Source organism: Aeromonas sp. 600479 (assembly GCF_049175515.1).
GTDB lineage: Bacteria > Pseudomonadota > Gammaproteobacteria > Enterobacterales > Aeromonadaceae > Aeromonas > Aeromonas veronii_A.
This window is the reverse complement of sequence record NZ_JAAKVF010000017.1, coordinates 70,251-88,615: the sequence shown is the minus strand read 5'-3', so window position 1 is coordinate 88,615 and position 18,365 is coordinate 70,251. Positions and strand designations below refer to the sequence as shown.

Annotated in this window: 15 protein-coding genes and 1 tRNA gene; 5 read left to right on the top strand and 11 right to left on the bottom strand. The window is 58.8% G+C overall.

The annotated features are described in order from the left end of the window. Nucleotides 1-76 precede the first annotated feature (76 nt). Nucleotides 77-868, bottom strand: coding sequence for a substrate-binding periplasmic protein (locus tag G5149_RS16795; RefSeq protein WP_421213065.1), 792 nt, complete (start codon nucleotides 866-868; stop codon nucleotides 77-79). 168 nt (nucleotides 869-1,036) lie between these two features. Here G5149_RS16795 and G5149_RS16790 point away from each other — a divergent pair, with 168 nt between their 5' ends. Further along, complete coding sequence (locus tag G5149_RS16790) at nucleotides 1,037-1,876, top strand: sterol desaturase family protein (protein ID WP_421213063.1); 840 nt, start codon at nucleotides 1,037-1,039, stop codon at nucleotides 1,874-1,876. 97 nt (nucleotides 1,877-1,973) lie between these two features. On the opposite strand, the gene G5149_RS16785 is transcribed toward G5149_RS16790, so the two are convergent. From G5149_RS16785 to tadA, 9 genes are all read right to left on the bottom strand, one after another. Then, nucleotides 1,974-3,389: a basic amino acid/polyamine antiporter gene (locus G5149_RS16785; protein ID WP_421213061.1), complete on the bottom strand. Its 1,416-nt coding sequence runs from the start codon at nucleotides 3,387-3,389 to the stop codon at nucleotides 1,974-1,976. A gap of 9 nt (nucleotides 3,390-3,398) precedes the next feature. Then, nucleotides 3,399-4,301, bottom strand: coding sequence for a homocysteine S-methyltransferase family protein (locus G5149_RS16780; protein WP_421213059.1), 903 nt, complete (start codon nucleotides 4,299-4,301; stop codon nucleotides 3,399-3,401). A 293-nt stretch (nucleotides 4,302-4,594) separates the two neighbouring features. Next, complete coding sequence (locus G5149_RS16775; protein WP_335864892.1) at nucleotides 4,595-5,137, bottom strand: hypothetical protein; 543 nt, start codon at nucleotides 5,135-5,137, stop codon at nucleotides 4,595-4,597. A gap of 19 nt (nucleotides 5,138-5,156) precedes the next feature. Beyond that, nucleotides 5,157-6,476: a hemolysin family protein gene (locus G5149_RS16770; protein ID WP_270904540.1), complete on the bottom strand. Its 1,320-nt coding sequence runs from the start codon at nucleotides 6,474-6,476 to the stop codon at nucleotides 5,157-5,159. 190 nt (nucleotides 6,477-6,666) lie between these two features. Continuing rightward, nucleotides 6,667-7,377 (bottom strand): phosphate signaling complex protein PhoU, encoded by a 711-nt coding sequence (gene phoU, locus G5149_RS16765; RefSeq protein ID WP_005334097.1) that lies wholly within the window; start codon nucleotides 7,375-7,377, stop codon nucleotides 6,667-6,669. 85 nt (nucleotides 7,378-7,462) lie between these two features. Further along, complete coding sequence (gene pstB, locus G5149_RS16760) at nucleotides 7,463-8,281, bottom strand: phosphate ABC transporter ATP-binding protein PstB (protein WP_005334102.1); 819 nt, start codon at nucleotides 8,279-8,281, stop codon at nucleotides 7,463-7,465. 133 nt (nucleotides 8,282-8,414) lie between these two features. Then, on the bottom strand, nucleotides 8,415-10,064 hold the full coding sequence (gene pstA, locus G5149_RS16755) for a phosphate ABC transporter permease PstA (RefSeq protein ID WP_421213057.1): 1,650 nt from the start codon (nucleotides 10,062-10,064) through the stop codon (nucleotides 8,415-8,417). A gap of 32 nt (nucleotides 10,065-10,096) precedes the next feature. Next, entirely contained in the window at nucleotides 10,097-12,334 is a 2,238-nt protein-coding gene (locus tag G5149_RS16750) for an ABC transporter permease subunit (RefSeq protein WP_139406433.1), read from the bottom strand. A gap of 204 nt (nucleotides 12,335-12,538) precedes the next feature. Continuing rightward, nucleotides 12,539-13,096 (bottom strand): tRNA adenosine(34) deaminase TadA, encoded by a 558-nt coding sequence (tadA, locus tag G5149_RS16745; RefSeq protein WP_371167952.1) that lies wholly within the window; start codon nucleotides 13,094-13,096, stop codon nucleotides 12,539-12,541. A gap of 249 nt (nucleotides 13,097-13,345) precedes the next feature. On the opposite strand from tadA, the gene G5149_RS16740 reads away from it, so the two are divergent. The 4 genes from G5149_RS16740 (at nucleotide 13,346) to aceA (ending at nucleotide 17,468) form a co-directional block, all read left to right on the top strand. Continuing rightward, nucleotides 13,346-13,422: transfer RNA gene (locus tag G5149_RS16740), tRNA-Pro, on the top strand. Nucleotides 13,423-13,645: 223 nt separating this feature from the next. Further along, on the top strand, nucleotides 13,646-13,786 hold the full coding sequence (locus tag G5149_RS16735) for a hypothetical protein (protein ID WP_005334106.1): 141 nt from the start codon (nucleotides 13,646-13,648) through the stop codon (nucleotides 13,784-13,786). 687 nt (nucleotides 13,787-14,473) lie between these two features. After that, nucleotides 14,474-16,081, top strand: a complete 1,608-nt coding sequence (gene aceB, locus G5149_RS16730; RefSeq protein ID WP_167572144.1) for a malate synthase A — start codon at nucleotides 14,474-14,476, stop codon at nucleotides 16,079-16,081. Nucleotides 16,082-16,154: 73 nt separating this feature from the next. Then, nucleotides 16,155-17,468: an isocitrate lyase gene (gene aceA / locus G5149_RS16725; RefSeq protein ID WP_139406426.1), complete on the top strand. Its 1,314-nt coding sequence runs from the start codon at nucleotides 16,155-16,157 to the stop codon at nucleotides 17,466-17,468. Between the two features lie 106 nt (nucleotides 17,469-17,574). Here aceA and hda read toward each other — a convergent pair whose 3' ends face one another. Continuing rightward, the gene (gene hda / locus G5149_RS16720; RefSeq protein ID WP_013723920.1) at nucleotides 17,575-18,276 is read right to left on the bottom strand and encodes a DnaA inactivator Hda; all 702 of its coding nucleotides are present in this window, start codon (nucleotides 18,274-18,276) and stop codon (nucleotides 17,575-17,577) included. Between the last annotated feature and the right edge of the window lie 89 nt (nucleotides 18,277-18,365).

Below are 18,365 nucleotides of genomic sequence, written 5' to 3'. Positions count from 1 at the left end.
CCGCAGGGTCCCTCTTTTTGTACTTGACGCTGGAGCAGACTCAACCCAGCTGAACCCGAGTCCCCATCTCATCGGCTCAGCGCGGGGACTTTCCCAGATAGCGCTCCACGATCACTTTCACCCCGTCACGTTTCTTGAGCTCATAGAGCTCTTTGTCAAACTGTTCGATAAAGGCCTGTTTGTAGGGATACTCCCCCTTGCGGCTATAGCCGAGGAACCCCTGCTCCTTGCTGAGCACCGGCCCCTGTTTGAGTAGAGACATATCGGCCACCGCCAGTTGTTCTCCCTTGATCATGTTCAGCAGTTCATAAAGCAGGGAAAGGCGGTCATTGATGGTGCAATCGACCCGACCGCGGACAATCTTGAGCAAGTTCTCCCGATTGCTTTTCACCTCCTCCACGTCGATCTGCTTCTCCTTCACCGCCTGCCAGAAGGCATCTCCGCCGACAGCAAAGCCGGCGTTCATACCAAAGCGCAAACCGTGATAGTCGAGCGGAAACCTGGCCTGCGGGGTATTGACCGCAACACTGGCGCCGCACATCACCACCAGCTCCTCGTCGAGCATCGGTTGGGAGTAAGGCCACATCCAGGGACGACTGTCGGGCTGGTAGTAAGGCGGAAAGATGGCGAAGGCGGTCCCCTGCTCCACCATGCTCAGACCACGCCGCCACGGCATCGGCTTGAGCACCACCTCATAGTCAGGCATGGCAGAGGTCACCTCGCGGATAATATCGGCATAGATCCCCCTGACCTCCTCCCCCTCCTGCCAGGAGTAGGGGGGATAGTTGGCATCGGCCAAAATTTCAACACGGGTTTTGGCCTGGGCCATCATGCACAACCCCAGCAACAAGCAACACCAGACGCGCATAAGCCAGCACCTTCTGAAAAAGCCTGCATCAAGCATAGCCATCCGCCGCACCTTCCTCTGCTGCCGCGCCATATTTCATGCCATCTCTTCGTTGGCAGAAAAATGTTAATGAAATATTAAAACCATCCTTTATGCTGGAGAGCAATTGCTCTGAATGGATGGCCGCATATGGATGTGCAACTGCTTCTGCTCTACCTCTCCCCGGTTTTTCTGGCCTTTATCGGCTGGGAGATGCTCTACCTGCGCAAACATGGCGCGGCCTTTCCCACCGCCACCTACCAGTGGCGGGATCTGTTCGCCAACGCCGCCCTGGCCTTGATGCACCAGGGGGGCGATGCGCTGGCGGCCATCGCCATTGCTTATCTGTATGACACCCTCTGGGGCTGGCGATTGTTCGACATCGACCTCACCTTCTGGAGCGTATTGCTGCTGTTCCTGTTGCAGGATCTCTGTTACTGGCTGTTCCACTTCACCAGCCACCATGTGCGCTGGCTGTGGGCCTCCCACGTGGTGCATCACAGCTCGGAGCGGCTCAACCTCTCCACTGCTTTTCGTCAGAGCCTGATGTATCCGATCTCCGGCATGTGGTTGTTCTGGATCCCGATGATTGTCATCGGCTTCCCGCCCGAGGCGGTGGTCGCCACCGTGCTGCTGAGCCTCGGTTTCCAGTTCTTCGTCCACACCCAGGTGGTGGGCAAACTCGGCTGGCTGGAGTGGATCTTCAACACCCCCTCCCACCACAGGGTGCACCACGCCAGCAACGCCAAGTACATAGACCGCAACTTCGCCGGGGTGCTGATCATCTGGGATCGGCTGTTTGGCACCTTTGTCGAGGAAGACCCGGCCGAGCCATGCCGCTTCGGCATCACCAAGCCGATCCACAGCTTCAACCCCCTCACCCTCACCTTCCATGAGTGGCGCGACATGCTGCGTGACGCCCGTGGCCTGCCCTGGCGACAAAAACTCGCGGTGCTGTTTGGCAAACCGGCCGGGCCTGCCAGCAGCTGAGCCTTCGCCCCGGATAGCAAGTCCCTGATAACCAACCCCTGATAACAAGAGAGCGCCACTGTGGCGCTCTCTTTTATGGTCAGCCATATGTTCGATATCAGAGATGGGCGAACGACCAGACGGCGGGGATCAGGCTCAGCAAGGTCACTCCGGCCAACAGCCGCTCGCGGCCACTCAGGCAAAGATCTGTGCCCAGCTGACGGCGGCTGTAGAGAAACAGCAGCAGACCCGGCCCGTAGAGCAGTAAGGAGAGCAGCAGATACTCCACCCCGGCGGCATAGAGCAGCCAGAAGCCGTAACCGCTCGACACCAGTGCTACCGCCCGCATCAGACCGCGGCCCTGCCCGCCCTCCCCCTTCTTGCTGAACGAGAGCTTGAGCAGAAACAGCCCGATCAGCAGGTAGGGCACCAGGATCATCGAGGTGGAGATAAGCAGCAGGCTGGTGTAGCCCTTGCCGAGCAGCCACACCAGCAGCAGGCAAGTCTGCACCGTCAAGCTGGTGAGCCAGAGCGATGCGATAGGCGTCCCATTGCGGTTCTGGCGCCGGAAGATGGCGGGAAACGCGCCGTGGCGGGCTGCGCTGAACGGCACCTCCGCCGAGAAGAGGGCCCAGCTCACGTAGGAGGCAAGCACCGAGACAATAAGGCCGACACTGATGAGCAGCTTGCCCCAGGAGCCGGTCATCTGGGCCATCAGCCCTGCCATGGAGGGGTTGGGCAGCGCTGCGAGCTCGGGCCGACTCAATATTCCGAGCGCCAGCACCGAGATAAGCACATAGAGCAGCAGCGCCAATAGCACCCCAAGCACGGTGGCCGTGCCCACATCCCGCCGGTTTCGGGCGCGGGCCGACAACACCGCCGCCCCCTCGATACCGGTGAAGACCCAGAGAGTGATCAGCATGGTATTGCGCACCTGCTCGGAGACCGGCACCGCTAGGGTGCTGCCCTGCTGATCCGCCGCGAAGGTGACCGGATCGAACCAGTAGCAGGCGAACAGGATAAACAGCAGCAGCGGCAGGCTCTTGGCCAGGGTCGCCACCAGATTGAACAGCGCCGCCTGCTGCACGCCGCGGGCCACCAGCAGGTGCACCGCCCAAAGGATGCAGGACTCGCCGACAAACGCTGCCAGGGTATTGCCATCACCAAACCAGATCTGCTCGGGGGTATCGATAAAGCTGCCCAGCGCCGCAAAGGCGATGACCAGATAGCCCACCACACCGATGGTGGCACAGAGCCAATAACCCCAGGCGGAGAAGAAGCCCACCAGATCGCCAAAACCGGCGCGGGCGTAGCTGTAGATACCGCCGTCGAGATCCGGTCTGAGTCGCGACAGATAGAGAAAACTCATGGCGAGCGCCAGGATGCCCACACCCGTCACGCCCCAGCCGATCAGCACGGCGCGGGCGCCTGCCACCTCGGCCATGTTCTGGGGCAGGCTGAAAATCCCCGCCCCCACCATGGAGCTGAATACCAGCGCGGTGAGGGACCAGAGCCCAATCTTGCTCTCTTTCATGGGTGATCCTTAGCGCAACCGGCGGCTCAGCGCCTGAATATGCTCGGGGCCGATACCGCAGCAACCGCCGATCAAATTCGCCCCGGCCGCGCGCCAGCGCTCGGCCCAGCCAAGGTAATCCAGCGGCCCCAGATCGGCGCGGATCTCGTCCAGCCCATCGTTGGCGGTGGCCTCTTTGGGCTGCGGCGGGAAGGCGTTGGCATAGGCACCGAGGCGAATGTCTGCGCGGCCCAGCGCCTGCAATCGGGTGCGGGCAACCTCGAGAGCCCCCTCGATCACCTCGGGCTGACAGCAGTTGAACAGGATGGCATCGACTCCAGCCGCCACCAGCATGGTCACCGCATCGGCCACCCGTTCGCCGGAGCGCAGTCGCGGCTCGTTGCCCGGCGCCTCATCTTCCAGCGTGAAGGAGACCCAGAACGGCTTGCCATCGTCAGGCAACAGCGCTTTCAGGGCCAGTGGCTCGGCAATCAGGCTCATGGTCTCGGCCAGCCAGATATCCACATAAGGGGATAGCGCCCGAATAAGCGGCGTTGCCAGCTCGCTCACCCGGTCCGCCTTGAACAAGTCGGCACGGTAGGAGCCAAACAGCGGTGGCAGAGAACCCGCCACCTGCACGGCGCCCTTCTGCTCGTCAGCCACCTCACGGGCTAGCTGACCAGCCAGCGCTGCCAACCCCTCCCCGTCGGCATAGAAACGCTCATCGCCGATATGAAACGGCACCAGCGCATAGCTATTGGTAGTAATGACCCTGGCACCGCTCGCCACATAGGCCTGATGCACGTCACGCACCGTCTCTGGCGCCTCCATCAAGGCCAGCGCCGACCATTCGGGCTGACGAAACGGTGCCCCCCGCCTTGCCAACTCGCGCCCCATGCCCCCATCCAGCACCCACAATTCCCTGGTTTCCATCTGTCGTGTCTCTTTGTTTTATGCGTTGTTTATTTGCGTATTTATCTGTTTGTTTTGTTGATCTGCGGTTTCACGCTGAATCGCTGCAGATCGTCCTGCTTCATTCTGCGAAGCCCTTTTATTATTAAGCCATAAAAACATATAGATGTTTAGATGTCCAAAACAAGATAAAGCAAAGCGCCACGGGCGGCAATCAGTATCAGCAGAAATCAGCGTGCAAACGGCGAGGCAAACGCAGAAATGCAAGAGGCCACCCGAAGGTGGCCTCATCACTATCTTGATCCGCTGGCGACTTAACGCCCAGCCAGCACGCGTTTGATCTGCTTGACCCAGTCGGAGACCCGCCCCTGCTGTGGCAAACCGCGCCAGATCTGCTCCCATTGGGCAGGGCTGAGCGGACGACCGAGGCGACGCTGTACGCCTGCATAGAGGTAGTCATGGGCCGTGGTGGCCGCATGCTCGGAGGTGAGGAATTTGGAGACCGGATCGGTCAACCGCACATCCCGCATGCCGAGCAGCGGATAGTCGTTGTGCACCGCCGCCAGCATGGTCTCGCGCATGGCGGACTCGATGTAGCCACGGGCAAACAGGGCGGTCACCGACTCCAGCGATCCCTGATCCGGGCCGTGGTACTGCTCATCAAAGACCGGGCTCGGCTCGGCCATGCCACTTTGTACCACCGCATCGGGATCCGGCTGCGGCACGACCACGGCAGGCTTGGGGGTTACCGGCTTGGCTGCCACTGTGGCTTTGCGCGGCGCACTCTGACTACAGGCACACAGTGCCAGGGCGAGCGCGACACAGGCCAGCGCACGGGAATGAGACTGCATCTTCATGACTCTTATGTCGCTCCTTTTACGATTCCTGAGCTGGCTTCTCGGCCACAGCCGGTTCGACCCGGGTAACCAGCAGCTGATCAATCTTGTAACTGTCGATATCGACCACTTCGAACTTGTAACCGGCGTATTTGACCGAGTCAGTGCGTTTGGGGATCTTGCGCAGCATATACATGATAAAGCCGGCGATGGTCTCGTAGTTCTGGTTCTCGGGGAACTCTTCGATATCGAAGGCGCGCATCACGTCGGAGATGGGGGTGACCCCGTCCACCAGCCAGGAGTTCTCGTCGCGCTGGACGATCTGCTCTTCCACCACGTGGGTCGCCCACTCACCCATGACGGTGCTCATCAGGTCGTTCATGGTGACAATCCCCACCACCAGCGCGTACTCGTTCATCACCACGGCAAAGTCGCCACGATGATTCTTGAAGTACTCCATCGCCTCATAGAGGTTCAGGGTATCGGGGATGATGATGACGTTCTGCACCAGGTTGCCACCGATCAGGTCGATGCTCTGGCCGCCGATAACGCGGATCAGCAGCTCTTTGGCATCGACAAAGCCCTTGATGCTGTCGAGGTTGTGGTCACAGACCAGAAACTTGTTGTGGGGATGCTCGGCGATCTTGGCCTTGATGCTCTCTTCGCTCTCTTGCAGGGTGAAGTAGATGAGGCTCTCGCGGGCCGTCATGGCAGAGGTGACACCAAGGGACTGCAACTCGAACACGTTCTCGATGAGCTGATGCTCCTCGCGCTGGATAACCCCCGCCTCGGCACCGGCATCCATCACCGCATAGATATCATCGGAGGTGATCTCGTCGTTGCGCACCGTGGAGACGCGCATCAGACGGAACAGGGAGTTGGCCAACCCGTTGAAGATCCACACCAGCGGCATCAACACGGTGACGAAGAAGAGCATGGGGCGCACCACCACCACGGCAATCTGCTCGGGCATGGTCATGGCCAGACGCTTGGGCATCAGATCGGCGATCAGGATAAACATGCCGGTGACAAACACGAAGGAGGCACCGGAGCTGATCTCGCCAAGCCAGGGACCCTGGTAGAACTGAGAGACAATCCCCTTGATGGCGGGGTTGAGGGCAGACTCACCCAGGATACCGCCCAGAATGGCGACGGTATTGAGGCCAATCTGCACCACGGTGAAAAAGTTGCCCGGCTGGGCCTGCAAGGCCAGCACCTTTTCGGCCTGGCGATTACCTTCATCCGCCATCACCTGCAATTTGATTTTGCGAGACGCGGCGAGAGAAATCTCGGAGAGGGAGAAGAACACACTGCCGCCAACCAGCAGCATTAAAAAGAACAAACTATCGGCAAAACTCATGATTAACCTATTGCTACACCCGCCTTAGCACAAGACGGCAAACTGGGCCCGGGAGACCGGACCGTGAGCCCATCCGGGACTCACACAGGGGGAGTATTCTATCAGAAAACAGCCAGTTGGGGGCTTTATCTTACTCCGACCAGTTATGCAACAAAAAAGGCGCTTCACGCGCCTTTTTATTCACTTCCGGTTAGCCCTTGCCCAGCAGGGTACCCAGATCATCCGCCTTGGTGTGGCGCACATCCTTGCCTTTCACGTAGTAGACGATGTACTCGCAGATGTGCTGGCAGCGATCGCCGACCCGCTCGATGGCCCGCGCCGCCCACAGGACGTTGAGCACCTGGGGGATGGTGCGGGGATCTTCCATCATGTAGGTCATCAGCTCGCGAATGATGGACTCGTACTCGCGGTCTACCTTGTCATCTTCCTTGTAGACCGCCAGCGCCGCATCCAGATCCATGCGGGCGAAGGCGTCGAGCACATCGTGCAGCATCTTGATGGTACGACGGCCCATGTTCTCCAGAGACACCAGCGGCGGCTGCGGCTTGTTGGCGTTGTCGGTCAGCATGCGGGCGATCTTGTCGGCCACGTCGCCAATGCGCTCCAGATCGGTGATGGTCTTGATGATGGCCATCACCAGTCGCAGGTCGGAGGCTGTCGGCTGACGCTTGGCGATGATGCGGGTGCACTCCTCGTCGATCGCCACTTCCATGGCGTTGACCTTGTGGTCGTTGGCCACGATTTTGCGGGCCGCATCGAGATCCTGATCGTGGATCGCTGCGATGGCGTCGGTGAGCTGCTGCTCCACCAGACCGCCCATCACCAGCACCTGGTTGCGCACGCTCTCTAGCTCGGCATTGAACTGACCGGAGATGTGTTTATTGAGGTTCATATTGTCCATACAAATAATCCTTGATTGCTCCGATTATGCCTTAGCCGTTGAACCGACTGCCAATCTGTTTGCTGAGATTCATCCTCTCCTCTCCTTAGCCGTAACGACCGGTAATGTAATCTTCGGTCTTTTTCTTGGCCGGGGTGGTGAAAATGGTGTTGGTATCCGAGTACTCGATAAGCTCGCCCATATACATGAAGGCGGTCTGATCCGACACTCGCGCAGCCTGTTGCATGTTGTGGGTCACGATCACCACGGTGAACTGGCTCTTGAGCTCGTTGATCAGCTCCTCGATGGTCAGGGTGGAGATGGGGTCGAGCGCCGAGGTCGGTTCATCGAGCAGCAACACTTCCGGCTCAATGGCGATGGCACGGGCAATCACCAGACGCTGCTGCTGACCACCGGAGAGACCGAAGGCGTTGTCATGCAGACGATCCTTCACCTCGTCCCACAGGGCCGCACCGCGCAGAGAGCGCTCGGCGGCCTCATCCAGGGTACGGCGATCATTGATCCCCTGCAGGCGCAGACCATAGACCACGTTCTCGTAGATGGACTTGGGAAACGGGTTCGGGCGCTGGAACACCATGCCCACCTGACGGCGCAGGGCAGAAACATCGACGCTCTTGTCATAGATGTTGTGGCCGTGCAGCTGAATTTCCCCCTCGATGCGGCAGATCTCCACCAGATCGTTCATCCGGTTGATGCAGCGCAGCAGGGTCGATTTACCACAGCCTGACGGGCCGATAAAGGCGGTCACCTGCCCTTTGGGGATCTTCATGTTGACGTTGAACAACGCCTGCTTGCTGCCGTAGTACAGGTTGAGATCCTTCACCTCCAGCGCGGTCTGCTCCGGGGTCAGGTTGAGCAGGTCCAGCGCGGTGTGCTGGGTAGACGTGGTCGTTACGTTGATCATCTGTTACCTCAAAATCTATCTGGAGTGGCCGGACAGCTGCCGGCGCCCCTCACGTATTGGTGCAGAGAGATGGCGGCTCGCGCTCGGCCGCCCCTCTGTTATCTCACTCTTGTATCACTCAAGAGGCGCCGGATTAATGCTCCAGCGACCGGAATTTCTCGCGCAAGTGGTTACGAATACCGATAGCGGTCAGGTTCAGACCCACGATCACCGTCACCAGCAGGAAGGAGGTGGCGTAGACCAGCGGGCGGGCAGCCTCAACGTTGGGGCTCTGGAAGCCGACGTCATAGATGTGGAAGCCCAGGTGCATGAACTTGCGCTCCACATGCAGATACGGGAAGTTGCCATCCATCGGCAGGGTCGGTGCCAGTTTTACCACCCCCACCAGCATCAGCGGCGCCACTTCACCGGCTGCACGGGCAATCGCCAGAATAAGGCCGGTCATGATGGCCGGACTCGCCATCGGCAGCACGATGCGCCAGAGGGTTTCGGCCTGGGTCGCGCCCAGTGCCAGCGAGCCCTGACGGATGGTGCTCGGGATCCGCGCCAGCCCCTCTTCGGTGGAGACAATCACCACCGGCAGGGTCAGGATGGCCAGGGTCAGCGCCGACCAGATCACGCCGGGTGAACCAAAGGTTGGGCTCGGCAGCGCTTCCGGGTAGAAGAGGCGGTCGATGCTGCCCCCCAGGGTGTAAACGAAGAAGCCCAGACCAAACACGCCGTAGACGATGGAGGGCACGCCCGCCAGGTTGATCACCGCAATGCGAATGATCTTGGTCAGACTGTTCTTACCCGCGTATTCGTGCAGGTAGACTGCCGCCACCACCCCCAGCGGGGTCACGATGATCGCCATCAGGAACACCATGAACACAGTGCCGAAGATAGCCGGGAACACCCCGCCCTCGGTGTTGGCTTCACGGGGATCGTCAGAGACAAACTTGCCGATCTGGTGGAACCAGTGACCCACCTTGGCCAGCAGGCTCATGTCGTTGGGCCATACCACGTCCAGTACCTTGGACATCGGCATGGTCACCAGCTCGCCACGCATATCCTTGACGGTAATGGCGTCGCGGTCCGCTTGGCTACGCAGGGAGAAGAGCTCTTTTTCCAGCACTTGATAGCGATCGTTGAGGGCCTTACGCTCGCTGGCCAGTTCGGCTTTGAGCTGATCGGTCAGCTTGTCATCCAGCTCGGCCTTGCGCTCTTTCAGGCGCAGCCGCTCCAGTTGATAGTTGATGCTGCCGATGTCCCCTTTTTGCAGATCGTTGGCCTGTTCTGAAAGGGCATTGGCTCGCGCCAGCACCCGCTGCAGGGCAGGATGCAGATCAGAGGTGAGCTCGCGGCCATCCTCTTTCACCCCGACGATATAGCCATAGAAGTTGCCGTTGGTGGCACGCTCAACCATGGCCAGCTCAGCCGGCTGGCTCTGGGACTTGATGTCCGTCTCCAGCACCCAGCGAAAATCGAGGTCAACGAACTCACGGTTGCCGGTCTTGACCAGATAGCGGGTCAGCAGCTCGCGCTCTTCCCCTTCCAGTGGCAGACCTGCGGCGCGCAGTCGCTCCACCGGAACCTGCTCGCGATCGTTGATCTCGCCGATCAGTACGCTCTTGTTGCCGCTGGCATCTTCCAGCTGCCACTCATAGATGGGGTGCGGCCAGAAGTAGACCAGACCACGCCAGCCGATCAGCAGCAGCAGACCCAGTACCGCCACCAGACTCAGGCTGACGGCACCGCCGGTCATCCAGATCCAGGGAGCCCCTGATTTAAACCACTTACCCATTGTCGATTCCTTGTCCATTACAGAGTCGCCCCTTACATCGAGCTGTATTTTTCACGCAACCGCTGACGGACAAACTCGGCCAGGGTGTTGAACAAAAAGGTGAACACAAACAGGACGAAGGCCGCGAGGAACAGTACCCGATAGTGGGAGCTGCCCACTTCCGATTCCGGCATCTCCACCGCGATGTTGGCGGCGAGGGTGCGCAGCCCCTGGAACATGGAGAAGTCCATGATGGGGGTGTTGCCGGTAGCCATCAGCACGATCATGGTCTCGCCCACGGCGCGCCCAAGGCCCATCATCACCGCAGAGAAGATGCCCGGGCTGGCGGTGAGGATCACCACCCGGCTCAGGGTCTGCCACGGGGTGGCCCCCAGCGCCAGCGAGCCCTGAGTCAGATGCTTGGGCACCGAGAAGACTGCATCTTCAGCGATGGAGAAGATGGTGGGGATGACCGCGAAGCCCATGGCGATACCGACCACCAGCGAGTTGCGCTGGTCAAACTTGATGCCCATTTCGTGAGTCAGCCAGATGCGCGAATCGCCGTGCATAAAGGCATTCTCGATGAGCGGGCTCAGGGCGAAGGCCCCCCAGCCAATCAGCAGCAGCACCGGGATCAGCAGGATGGCGTGCCACCCTTCAGGCAGCCAGGACTTGCCGCGCTCCGGCAGATAGTTCCAGAGCAGTGCAGTCAGCAGCATCCCCATCGGCAGCAATATCAGCAGCAGGATCACCCCGGGCAACGCACCCTCGATGATGGGCGCCAGCCACAGACCCGCCAGGAAGCCCAGGATAACGGTCGGCAGCGCCGCCATGATCTCGACCGTCGGCTTGACGTATTTGCGCAGCCCCGCCGACATGAAGTAGGCGGTATAGATGGCACCGGCCACGCCGAGCGGCACAGCAAACACCATGGCGTAGAAAGAGGCTTTCAGCGTACCGAATACCAGCGGCACCAAACTCAGCTTGGCTTCAAAGTCGTTGCTGGCGGAGGTGGATTGCCACACATACTGGGGCTCCGGATAGCCTTCATACCACACCTGTTGCCAGAGGGCAGACCAGGTCACTTCGGGGTGTTCGTTCTCCACCGAGAAGAGCTTGAAGGTATTCCCTTGCTGCATCAGCAACAGGTTGTGACGGGGGGATATGGCCAGAGCAGAGAGTTCGCCCCCTTCCACCGTCTCGGTCAGCAGCTTGGTCTCGCCGGTGGCGTGGAAGAAGCTGATGATGCCGTCCTTGTCGGCACTGATGAAGCCTTTGCGAAAGTGCTCGGGAGTCAGCAGATCCACTGCGCCATCACCCTTGAAGTCACGAATTTGGGTGAACTGGCGTTTGCCATCCTTCGCCACTTCGAACCACTGGGAGATGACGCCGTTGTCATTACCCACCAGCAGTGAAGAGGCGCCGGAGAGCAGCTGAACCCGGGTCACATTGGCGTTGGGTGCATTGATCTCCAGCACGTTGCGCAGGGAGATTTCGCTCAGGTTATGAATGTCATAGACGGAGAGACGATTACCCTCGCGCACGAACAGGATCCGCAGATTGGGGGTCAGCAACATCTGATCCACATGGCGCGGCAGGGACGGAATGGTGTAGTTCTCACTGCTCCACTCAATCTCCCCGGAGATGAAGTTCTCCTCACCGCTCATCACAGTCATCACGCCACGACCATCTTCGGTCACGGCGGCGGTCGCCATCTTGTCCTTGGTGGCTTCGAACACCATCAGTTGCAGCGCCTTCCCTTGCGGGTCGATCACCACCGGCTCTTCGCCGAAGGGATATTGCAGGCTGGGCTCAATCACCCGAACATCGTTGGGATAGGAAACCTTGAACGCTGGCTGGACGACCTGCGCCTTGCCATCGGCAAAGCCGTAAGCAATCAGCCGCTGGCCCGGTGCCGGGGTCGCTACCGTGGTGATGTCACCAGCAACCTGAGCCTGACCCAGTGACTGGCCGACCTTGATCTTGTCATCTCCCTGCACCGTAAAGAAGTTGACCTGCCCCTTATCGCTGAAGCGATAGCCGATCTCGTTCTGCTCTTCCACGCCGAGCCAGGCGGTCTTCCCTGCGGCAGGCAGGGTAAACGAGGCGGTCTGCTCCATGGAGGCGCCATTGAAGATGGGTTTCACCACATAGAGCAGATAAAAGAAGATGAGCAGCAGCGCCACCAGTACCAGGGCTCCGCCTGTGGTGACGCCATATTTGGCCAATTTATCCTTGATCCGGCGTTTTCTACTGCCCGCCATGACCAGGTTTAACGATTCCGATGACATGCAAGACCTCAATGTAAGCTAGGCTTCGCGGCATTATATGGCGGTTGCATGACAGTTTTGTTACATCGAGAGTGCTTTAACAGAGGTTGTTAACGGAAAAATGGGCGGGGATCCTTTCGAAGGAAGATGGACGCAATATATTGTTTATAAAGGGATATTTATGAGGATAATCAGCAAGGGCAGCCTGCGCTGCCCCCGAATGATTCAGGAAAGGGTATCGTTTGATTGTTGCAGCGCCAGTTTGGCCGCCTTTTTTTCGGCGCGGCGGCGCTTGAAGAAGGCCGACAACTGAGCCGAGCAGGCATCGGCCAGCACGCCGCCGGTCAGCTCGACTCTATGATTGTGGCGCGGGTCCTGCAAGATCTCGAACACCGACCCCGCGGCACCGGTCTTGAGATCTCGGGCGCCGTAAACCACCCGCTTGACCCGGCTATGGATCAGCGCACCGGCACACATACAGCAGGGCTCCAGCGTCACATAAAGAGTGGTGTCGAGCAGGCGGTAGTTCGCCAGCTGCTTGCCCGCCGCCCGGATTGCCATCACCTCGGCATGGGCACAGGCATCGTGTTCGCTGATGGAGCGGTTCCACCCCTCTCCCACCACCTGACCATCCAGCACCAGTACGGCACCGACCGGGATCTCGCCAATCCCTTCGGCCCGGGCGGCCAATGCCATGGCATGGCGCATCCACTGTTCGTCCTGCTCGGTTTGGCTCTGTGCCTGACTCGGTATTTCTGGGACCTCTGATGGTTTCACGCCCATCCCCTCTTTATATTGTTCAATTGTGCTGTTTACATTCCAGCTATCCATACCTGTCAGATGAATCCATAGATAGCAGGCATGATAGCTCGCAGTGACAGGGCGGCGATTATGCCAAATCTGCACGTCAGACCCAAGCCGCATCCCAACTGAGCAATAAAGAAGCAATCGGCATCTCTATGATAAAAAAGGAGTTGCACCCGTTTGGCCATGCTATTAGACTTCCTCCCCGTCAGCCGAGTCTGACTCCGTCGGTGTGTAGCGCAGCCAGGTAGCGCATCTGCATGGGGTGTAGAGGGTCGGAGGTTCGAATCCTCTCACACCGACCATTTTCCCCGAGAATAGCCCAGTCAAACGACTGGGCTATTTTTTTGCCTACGATTTATCCTCCTGACAACGCCAGCCTACCAAGAACAAAAAACACTCAGAACCACTTGAATCTTTTTGCCGAACTCATTAAGATGCGCAACTTTCCGCCGGTAGACAACACAGGGAGGTGGAAACACGAGTGAAGGGATCACTGTCCGGCTTGCGTGCAACACAGGACCAGGCATGAACCAGAACACCGATTTCGCACCCGCCATTACGCTTTATTCCGTTCCTCACGACACCCCTTGCCACACCGAAAGCGAAAATGAACAGGTCATCCAGCTGGATGTGATCGATCTTGCCGAACCGGATGATGACTATTGAGCCCGGCCAGATGGCCGCTCAATCACTGGGGCATCGCCTGTTCAACACACTCAGTTTCACACCCTTGGCGAGAAATCTGCAAAAAACGACAAACTGCTAATTCTATCAAGGATGGCAGTATTATTGACTAATGCGTCTCCCTCTTCCCTCCCCGGCATCCCCCCCGACAATTGATACAAACCTACGTTATTGCGCTTCACTTTCCATCGTTGCAACCGCTGGTGCCAACAGAGCCTGCATCACCACACCAAGTTTAAAACGCACGTTCACCAACTAGATCTAGCAATAGCAAAACATTCATTGCCACATTCAAACGCACTTTATACGGCTGTTTTGGCAAAGCCTGGAGTTAGGTCGGGATTTGTTTTTGCATTTGTAATTTTATTACGTAATAAGTTACAGAGCGAGGGGCAAGGTAACGGCCCAAATTAGCCGTTGTCAGATGGGAAAAAGCAGGAGCATAACCATCTGCGTAGAGTTTTTACACCAACCAAATAAAGCAATAAAAAACATCAACTTAACTATATCAAAAAAACAGGCGTTTAAAAAAACTGTTGACGTAATCAACAATATTTCGCACCTTATCAATCGTGTTATCCCGTTGTTGCGGGAACGTTTCAGGAACAGGGATTCGACTTTAGTCGTAGTTAGTAAGTTCAAAATGTAATTCTCAAAGGAGTGAACCTTATGTCAGCACCGGCTCAGACCCACTGCAGCGCCCGCCTTCGCATCCAGGGCGAGATGCTGCCCGAATACGCGCAAATTCTGACGCCGGACGCGGTGGCTCTGGTCTCCGAACTGGTGGAACGTTTTGCTCCCCAAAGAGGGGAATTGCTGAAACAACGTGTGGCACGTCAGGCCCGTATCGATGGTGGCGAGCTGCCGGACTTCCTGCCGGAAACCGCCCACATCCGTGAAGGTGACTGGACCATTCGCGGCATTCCTGCCGACCTGCAAGACCGCCGTGTGGAGATCACAGGCCCGGTCGAGCGCAAGATGGTGATCAACGCCCTCAACGCCAACGTCAAGGTGTTCATGGCGGATTTCGAGGATTCACTGGCACCCGCCTGGAACAAGGTGATCGAGGGCCAAATCAACCTGCGCGATGCGGTCAACGGCACCATTTCTTACACCAGTCCGGAAGGTAAGGCTTATACCCTGAACCCCAATCCGGCCGTCCTCATTTGCCGGGTGCGCGGTCTGCACCTGCCGGAAAAACATGTCACCTTCGATGGCGAACCCATCCCAGGCGGCCTGTTCGATTTTGCCCTCTACTTCCTGCACAACTATCAGGCGCTGCTGGCCAAAGGCTCGGGCCCCTACTTCTACGTGCCCAAGTTGCAGAGCCATCTGGAAGGGCGTTGGTGGAGCGAGGTGTTCGCCTGGACCGAGGACAAGTTCGGTCTGCCCCGTGGCACCATTAAGGCCACCGTGCTGATTGAAACCCTGCCAGCCGTATTCGAGATGGATGAGCTGCTCTATCAGATGAAGGATCACATCGTTGCGCTGAACTGCGGCCGCTGGGACTACATCTTCAGCTATATCAAAACCTTGAAGAACCATCCGGATCGGGTACTACCTGATCGTCAGGTGGTGACCATGGACAAGCCGTTCCTCTCCGCCTACTCGCGGCTGCTGATCAAGACCTGCCACAAGCGCGGAGCGCTGGCGATGGGCGGTATGGCGGCCTTTATTCCGGCCAAGGATGCCGCCGTCAACGAGCAGGTCTTCGCCAAGGTCAAAGCGGACAAGGAGCGCGAAGCCAACAACGGCCACGATGGCACCTGGGTCGCCCACCCTGGCCTGGCCGATACCGCCATGGCGGTGTTCAATGCCACCATTGCGGCTGGTGCCAAGAACCAGATCGGCGTGCTGCGTGAGCAGGATGCCCCCATCACCGCCGCCGACCTGCTGGCACCCTGTGAGGGCGAGCGCACCGAGGCGGGGATGCGCACCAATATCCGGGTTGCCCTGCAATATCTGGAGGCCTGGATCAACGGCAACGGCTGCGTGCCCATCTACGGTCTGATGGAAGATGCCGCCACCGCCGAGATCTCCCGTACCTCCATCTGGCAGTGGATCCGCCACGGCAAGAGCCTGTCGAATGGCAAGGTGGTGACCAAAGAGCTGTTCCGCCAGATGCTGGCCGAGGAGCTGGAGGTGGTCAAAGCCGAGGTGGGCGCCGCACGCTGGCAAGCAGGACGCTTTGCCGAGGCGAGTGAACTGATGGAAGAGATCACCTGCGCCGACACCCTGATCGATTTTCTGACGCTGCCCGGTTACGAGCGGCTCTGAATCACGGGCCCCCAGCGGGGCTCGCCAATAACAAGTCAATGGAAACGTGAAATCAATGAAAGAGGGAACTGATATGGCACTGACCCGTGAGCAACAGATCCAGGCTATCGAGAAAGACTGGGCGGAAAACCCCCGCTGGAAAGGGATCAAGCGCGGCTACAGCGCCGAAGATGTGGTGAACCTGCGCGGCAGCTTGCAGCCGGTGCACACCCTGGCTCAGCGCGGTGCCGACAAGCTGTGGGGCCTGATCCACGGCGACGCCAAGAAAGGCTACGTCAACTGCCTCGGCGCCCTGACCGGTGGTCAGGCGGTGCAGCAGGCCAAGGCGGGGATCGAGGCGATCTACCTCTCCGGCTGGCAGGTGGCGGCGGATAACAACTTGTCCTCCACCATGTATCCGGATCAGTCCCTCTACCCGGCCAACTCTGTACCGTCCGTGGTGGAGCGCATCAACAACTCCTTCGCCCGTGCCGACCAGATCCAGTGGGCCAACAAGATCGGGCCGCAGGACGAGGGTTTTATCGACTACTTCCTGCCTATCGTGGCCGATGCGGAAGCCGGTTTCGGTGGCGTATTGAACGCCTTCGAACTGATGAAGGGAATGATTGAAGCGGGCGCCGCTGGCGTGCACTTCGAAGATCAGCTCGCTTCCGTCAAGAAGTGTGGCCATATGGGCGGCAAGGTGCTGGTACCGACTCAGGAAGCGGTGCAAAAGCTGGTTGCCGCCCGTCTGGCAGCCGATGTGTGCGGCACCACCACCCTGGTGATCGCCCGTACCGACGCCAACGCCGCTGACCTGCTGACCACCGACGCCGACCCGTACGATGCAGACTTCCTGACTGGCGAGCGCACTGCCGAAGGGTTCTACAAGGTGCGTGCCGGTATCGATCAGGCCATCGCTCGCGGTCTGGCTTACGCCCCCTACGCCGACATGGTGTGGTGTGAAACCGCCAAGCCGGATCTGGACGAAGCGCGTAAATTTGCCGAAGCAATCAAGGCCAAGTTCCCGGATCGCATCCTGGCCTACAACTGCTCCCCGAGCTTCAACTGGAAGAAGAATCTGGACGATGCCACCATCGCCCGCTTCCAGCAGGAGCTCTCCGATATGGGTTACAAGTACCAGTTCATCACCCTCGCGGGTATCCACAACATGTGGTTCCACATGTACGAGCTGGCCTACCAGTACGCCCGTGGCGAAGGGATGAAGCACTACGTCGAGATGGTGCAGGAGCCGGAATTTGCCGCCGCCAGCCGTGGTTACACCTTCGTGGCCCACCAGCAGGAGGTAGGTACCGGTTACTTCGACAAGGTGACCACCGTCATTCAGGGTGGCCAATCCTCGGTCACCGCACTGACCGGCTCCACCGAAGAAGATCAGTTCCACTGATAGGCAGAGCCCTTTGAAATAGCAAAACCCCGGTCTGAAGCCGGGGTTTCTTTTTATCTGCCACTCAAACGAAAGTCAGGTGCACAACCGCACACCGCCGAGAGGATCAGAGCTCGAGGATCTCTTTAACAAAGGGGATGGTGAGCTTGCGCTTGGCGCGAAATGAGGCATTGTCGAGCTGATTGAGAGTGGTGAGCAGGGTGCGCATATCGCGGGAGAGTCGGTTCAGCAGGAAGCGGCCCACATCGATGGGCAGTTTGAAGCCCCGCAGCTCGGCACGCAACTGCAGGGCACTGAGCTTGCCTTCGTCATCCAGCTCTTCGAGATGGAAACTCACCCCCCAGTCGAGGCGCGAAGCGAGATCCGGCAGCTGCAGCCCCAGTTTGCGCGGTGCGCTGCAGCCGGTGACCACCAGCGTTCCCTCGCCCTTCTCCTGCCAGCGGTTATAGAAATCGAACAGCGCCCGCTCCCACACGGCATTGCCGGCGATCGCCTCAAGGCTGTCGAGACAGACCAGCGGCAAGCTTTCGAGGGCATCGAGCATGCTGGGGTCGAGCTGTTCAAACTGATCGAGGGAGAGATAGGCCGCCGCCGCATCGCGGGCGTTGACCTCGGCACAGGTGGCGTGGAGCAGATGAGAGCGTCCGGATCCCTTGGCTCCCCAGAAATAGAGGAAAGGCGATCCCTGACCGATGGCCGCGTTTTTGAGAGCGGTGATCAGATGAGCATTGTTGCCGGGATAAAAACTGACGAAGGTTTCATCATCCGGTAGTTGTACGGCTAAAGACAGTTGGGCCGGTTGCTTCACTCGTTGGGCTTTGACTGTGACATTTGTGGCTAAGTGTACCATCGCAATGGCAGATAGAGAACCGCCCGGGCAAGCCGGGCGGTCTACAA

What these genes read in the sequence shown, in the direction of transcription:
- pstA (WP_421213057.1), bottom strand. Translation starts at nt 10,064, where the DNA reads ATGGGTAAGTGGTTTAAATCAGGGGCTCCCTGGATCTGGATGACCGGC.
- G5149_RS16780 (WP_421213059.1), bottom strand. Translation starts at nt 4,301, where the DNA reads ATGGAAACCAGGGAATTGTGGGTGCTGGATGGGGGCATGGGGCGCGAG.
- aceA (WP_139406426.1), top strand. Translation starts at nt 16,155, where the DNA reads ATGGCACTGACCCGTGAGCAACAGATCCAGGCTATCGAGAAAGACTGG.
- G5149_RS16750 (WP_139406433.1), bottom strand. Translation starts at nt 12,334, where the DNA reads ATGTCATCGGAATCGTTAAACCTGGTCATGGCGGGCAGTAGAAAACGC.
- G5149_RS16795 (WP_421213065.1), bottom strand. Translation starts at nt 868, where the DNA reads ATGCGCGTCTGGTGTTGCTTGTTGCTGGGGTTGTGCATGATGGCCCAG.
- G5149_RS16770 (WP_270904540.1), bottom strand. Translation starts at nt 6,476, where the DNA reads ATGAGTTTTGCCGATAGTTTGTTCTTTTTAATGCTGCTGGTTGGCGGC.
- phoU (WP_005334097.1), bottom strand. Translation starts at nt 7,377, where the DNA reads ATGGACAATATGAACCTCAATAAACACATCTCCGGTCAGTTCAATGCC.
- G5149_RS16775 (WP_335864892.1), bottom strand. Translation starts at nt 5,137, where the DNA reads ATGAAGATGCAGTCTCATTCCCGTGCGCTGGCCTGTGTCGCGCTCGCC.
- G5149_RS16735 (WP_005334106.1), top strand. Translation starts at nt 13,646, where the DNA reads ATGAACCAGAACACCGATTTCGCACCCGCCATTACGCTTTATTCCGTT.
- G5149_RS16785 (WP_421213061.1), bottom strand. Translation starts at nt 3,389, where the DNA reads ATGAAAGAGAGCAAGATTGGGCTCTGGTCCCTCACCGCGCTGGTATTC.
- pstB (WP_005334102.1), bottom strand. Translation starts at nt 8,281, where the DNA reads ATGATCAACGTAACGACCACGTCTACCCAGCACACCGCGCTGGACCTG.
- tadA (WP_371167952.1), bottom strand. Translation starts at nt 13,096, where the DNA reads ATGGGCGTGAAACCATCAGAGGTCCCAGAAATACCGAGTCAGGCACAG.
- G5149_RS16790 (WP_421213063.1), top strand. Translation starts at nt 1,037, where the DNA reads ATGGATGTGCAACTGCTTCTGCTCTACCTCTCCCCGGTTTTTCTGGCC.
- aceB (WP_167572144.1), top strand. Translation starts at nt 14,474, where the DNA reads ATGTCAGCACCGGCTCAGACCCACTGCAGCGCCCGCCTTCGCATCCAG.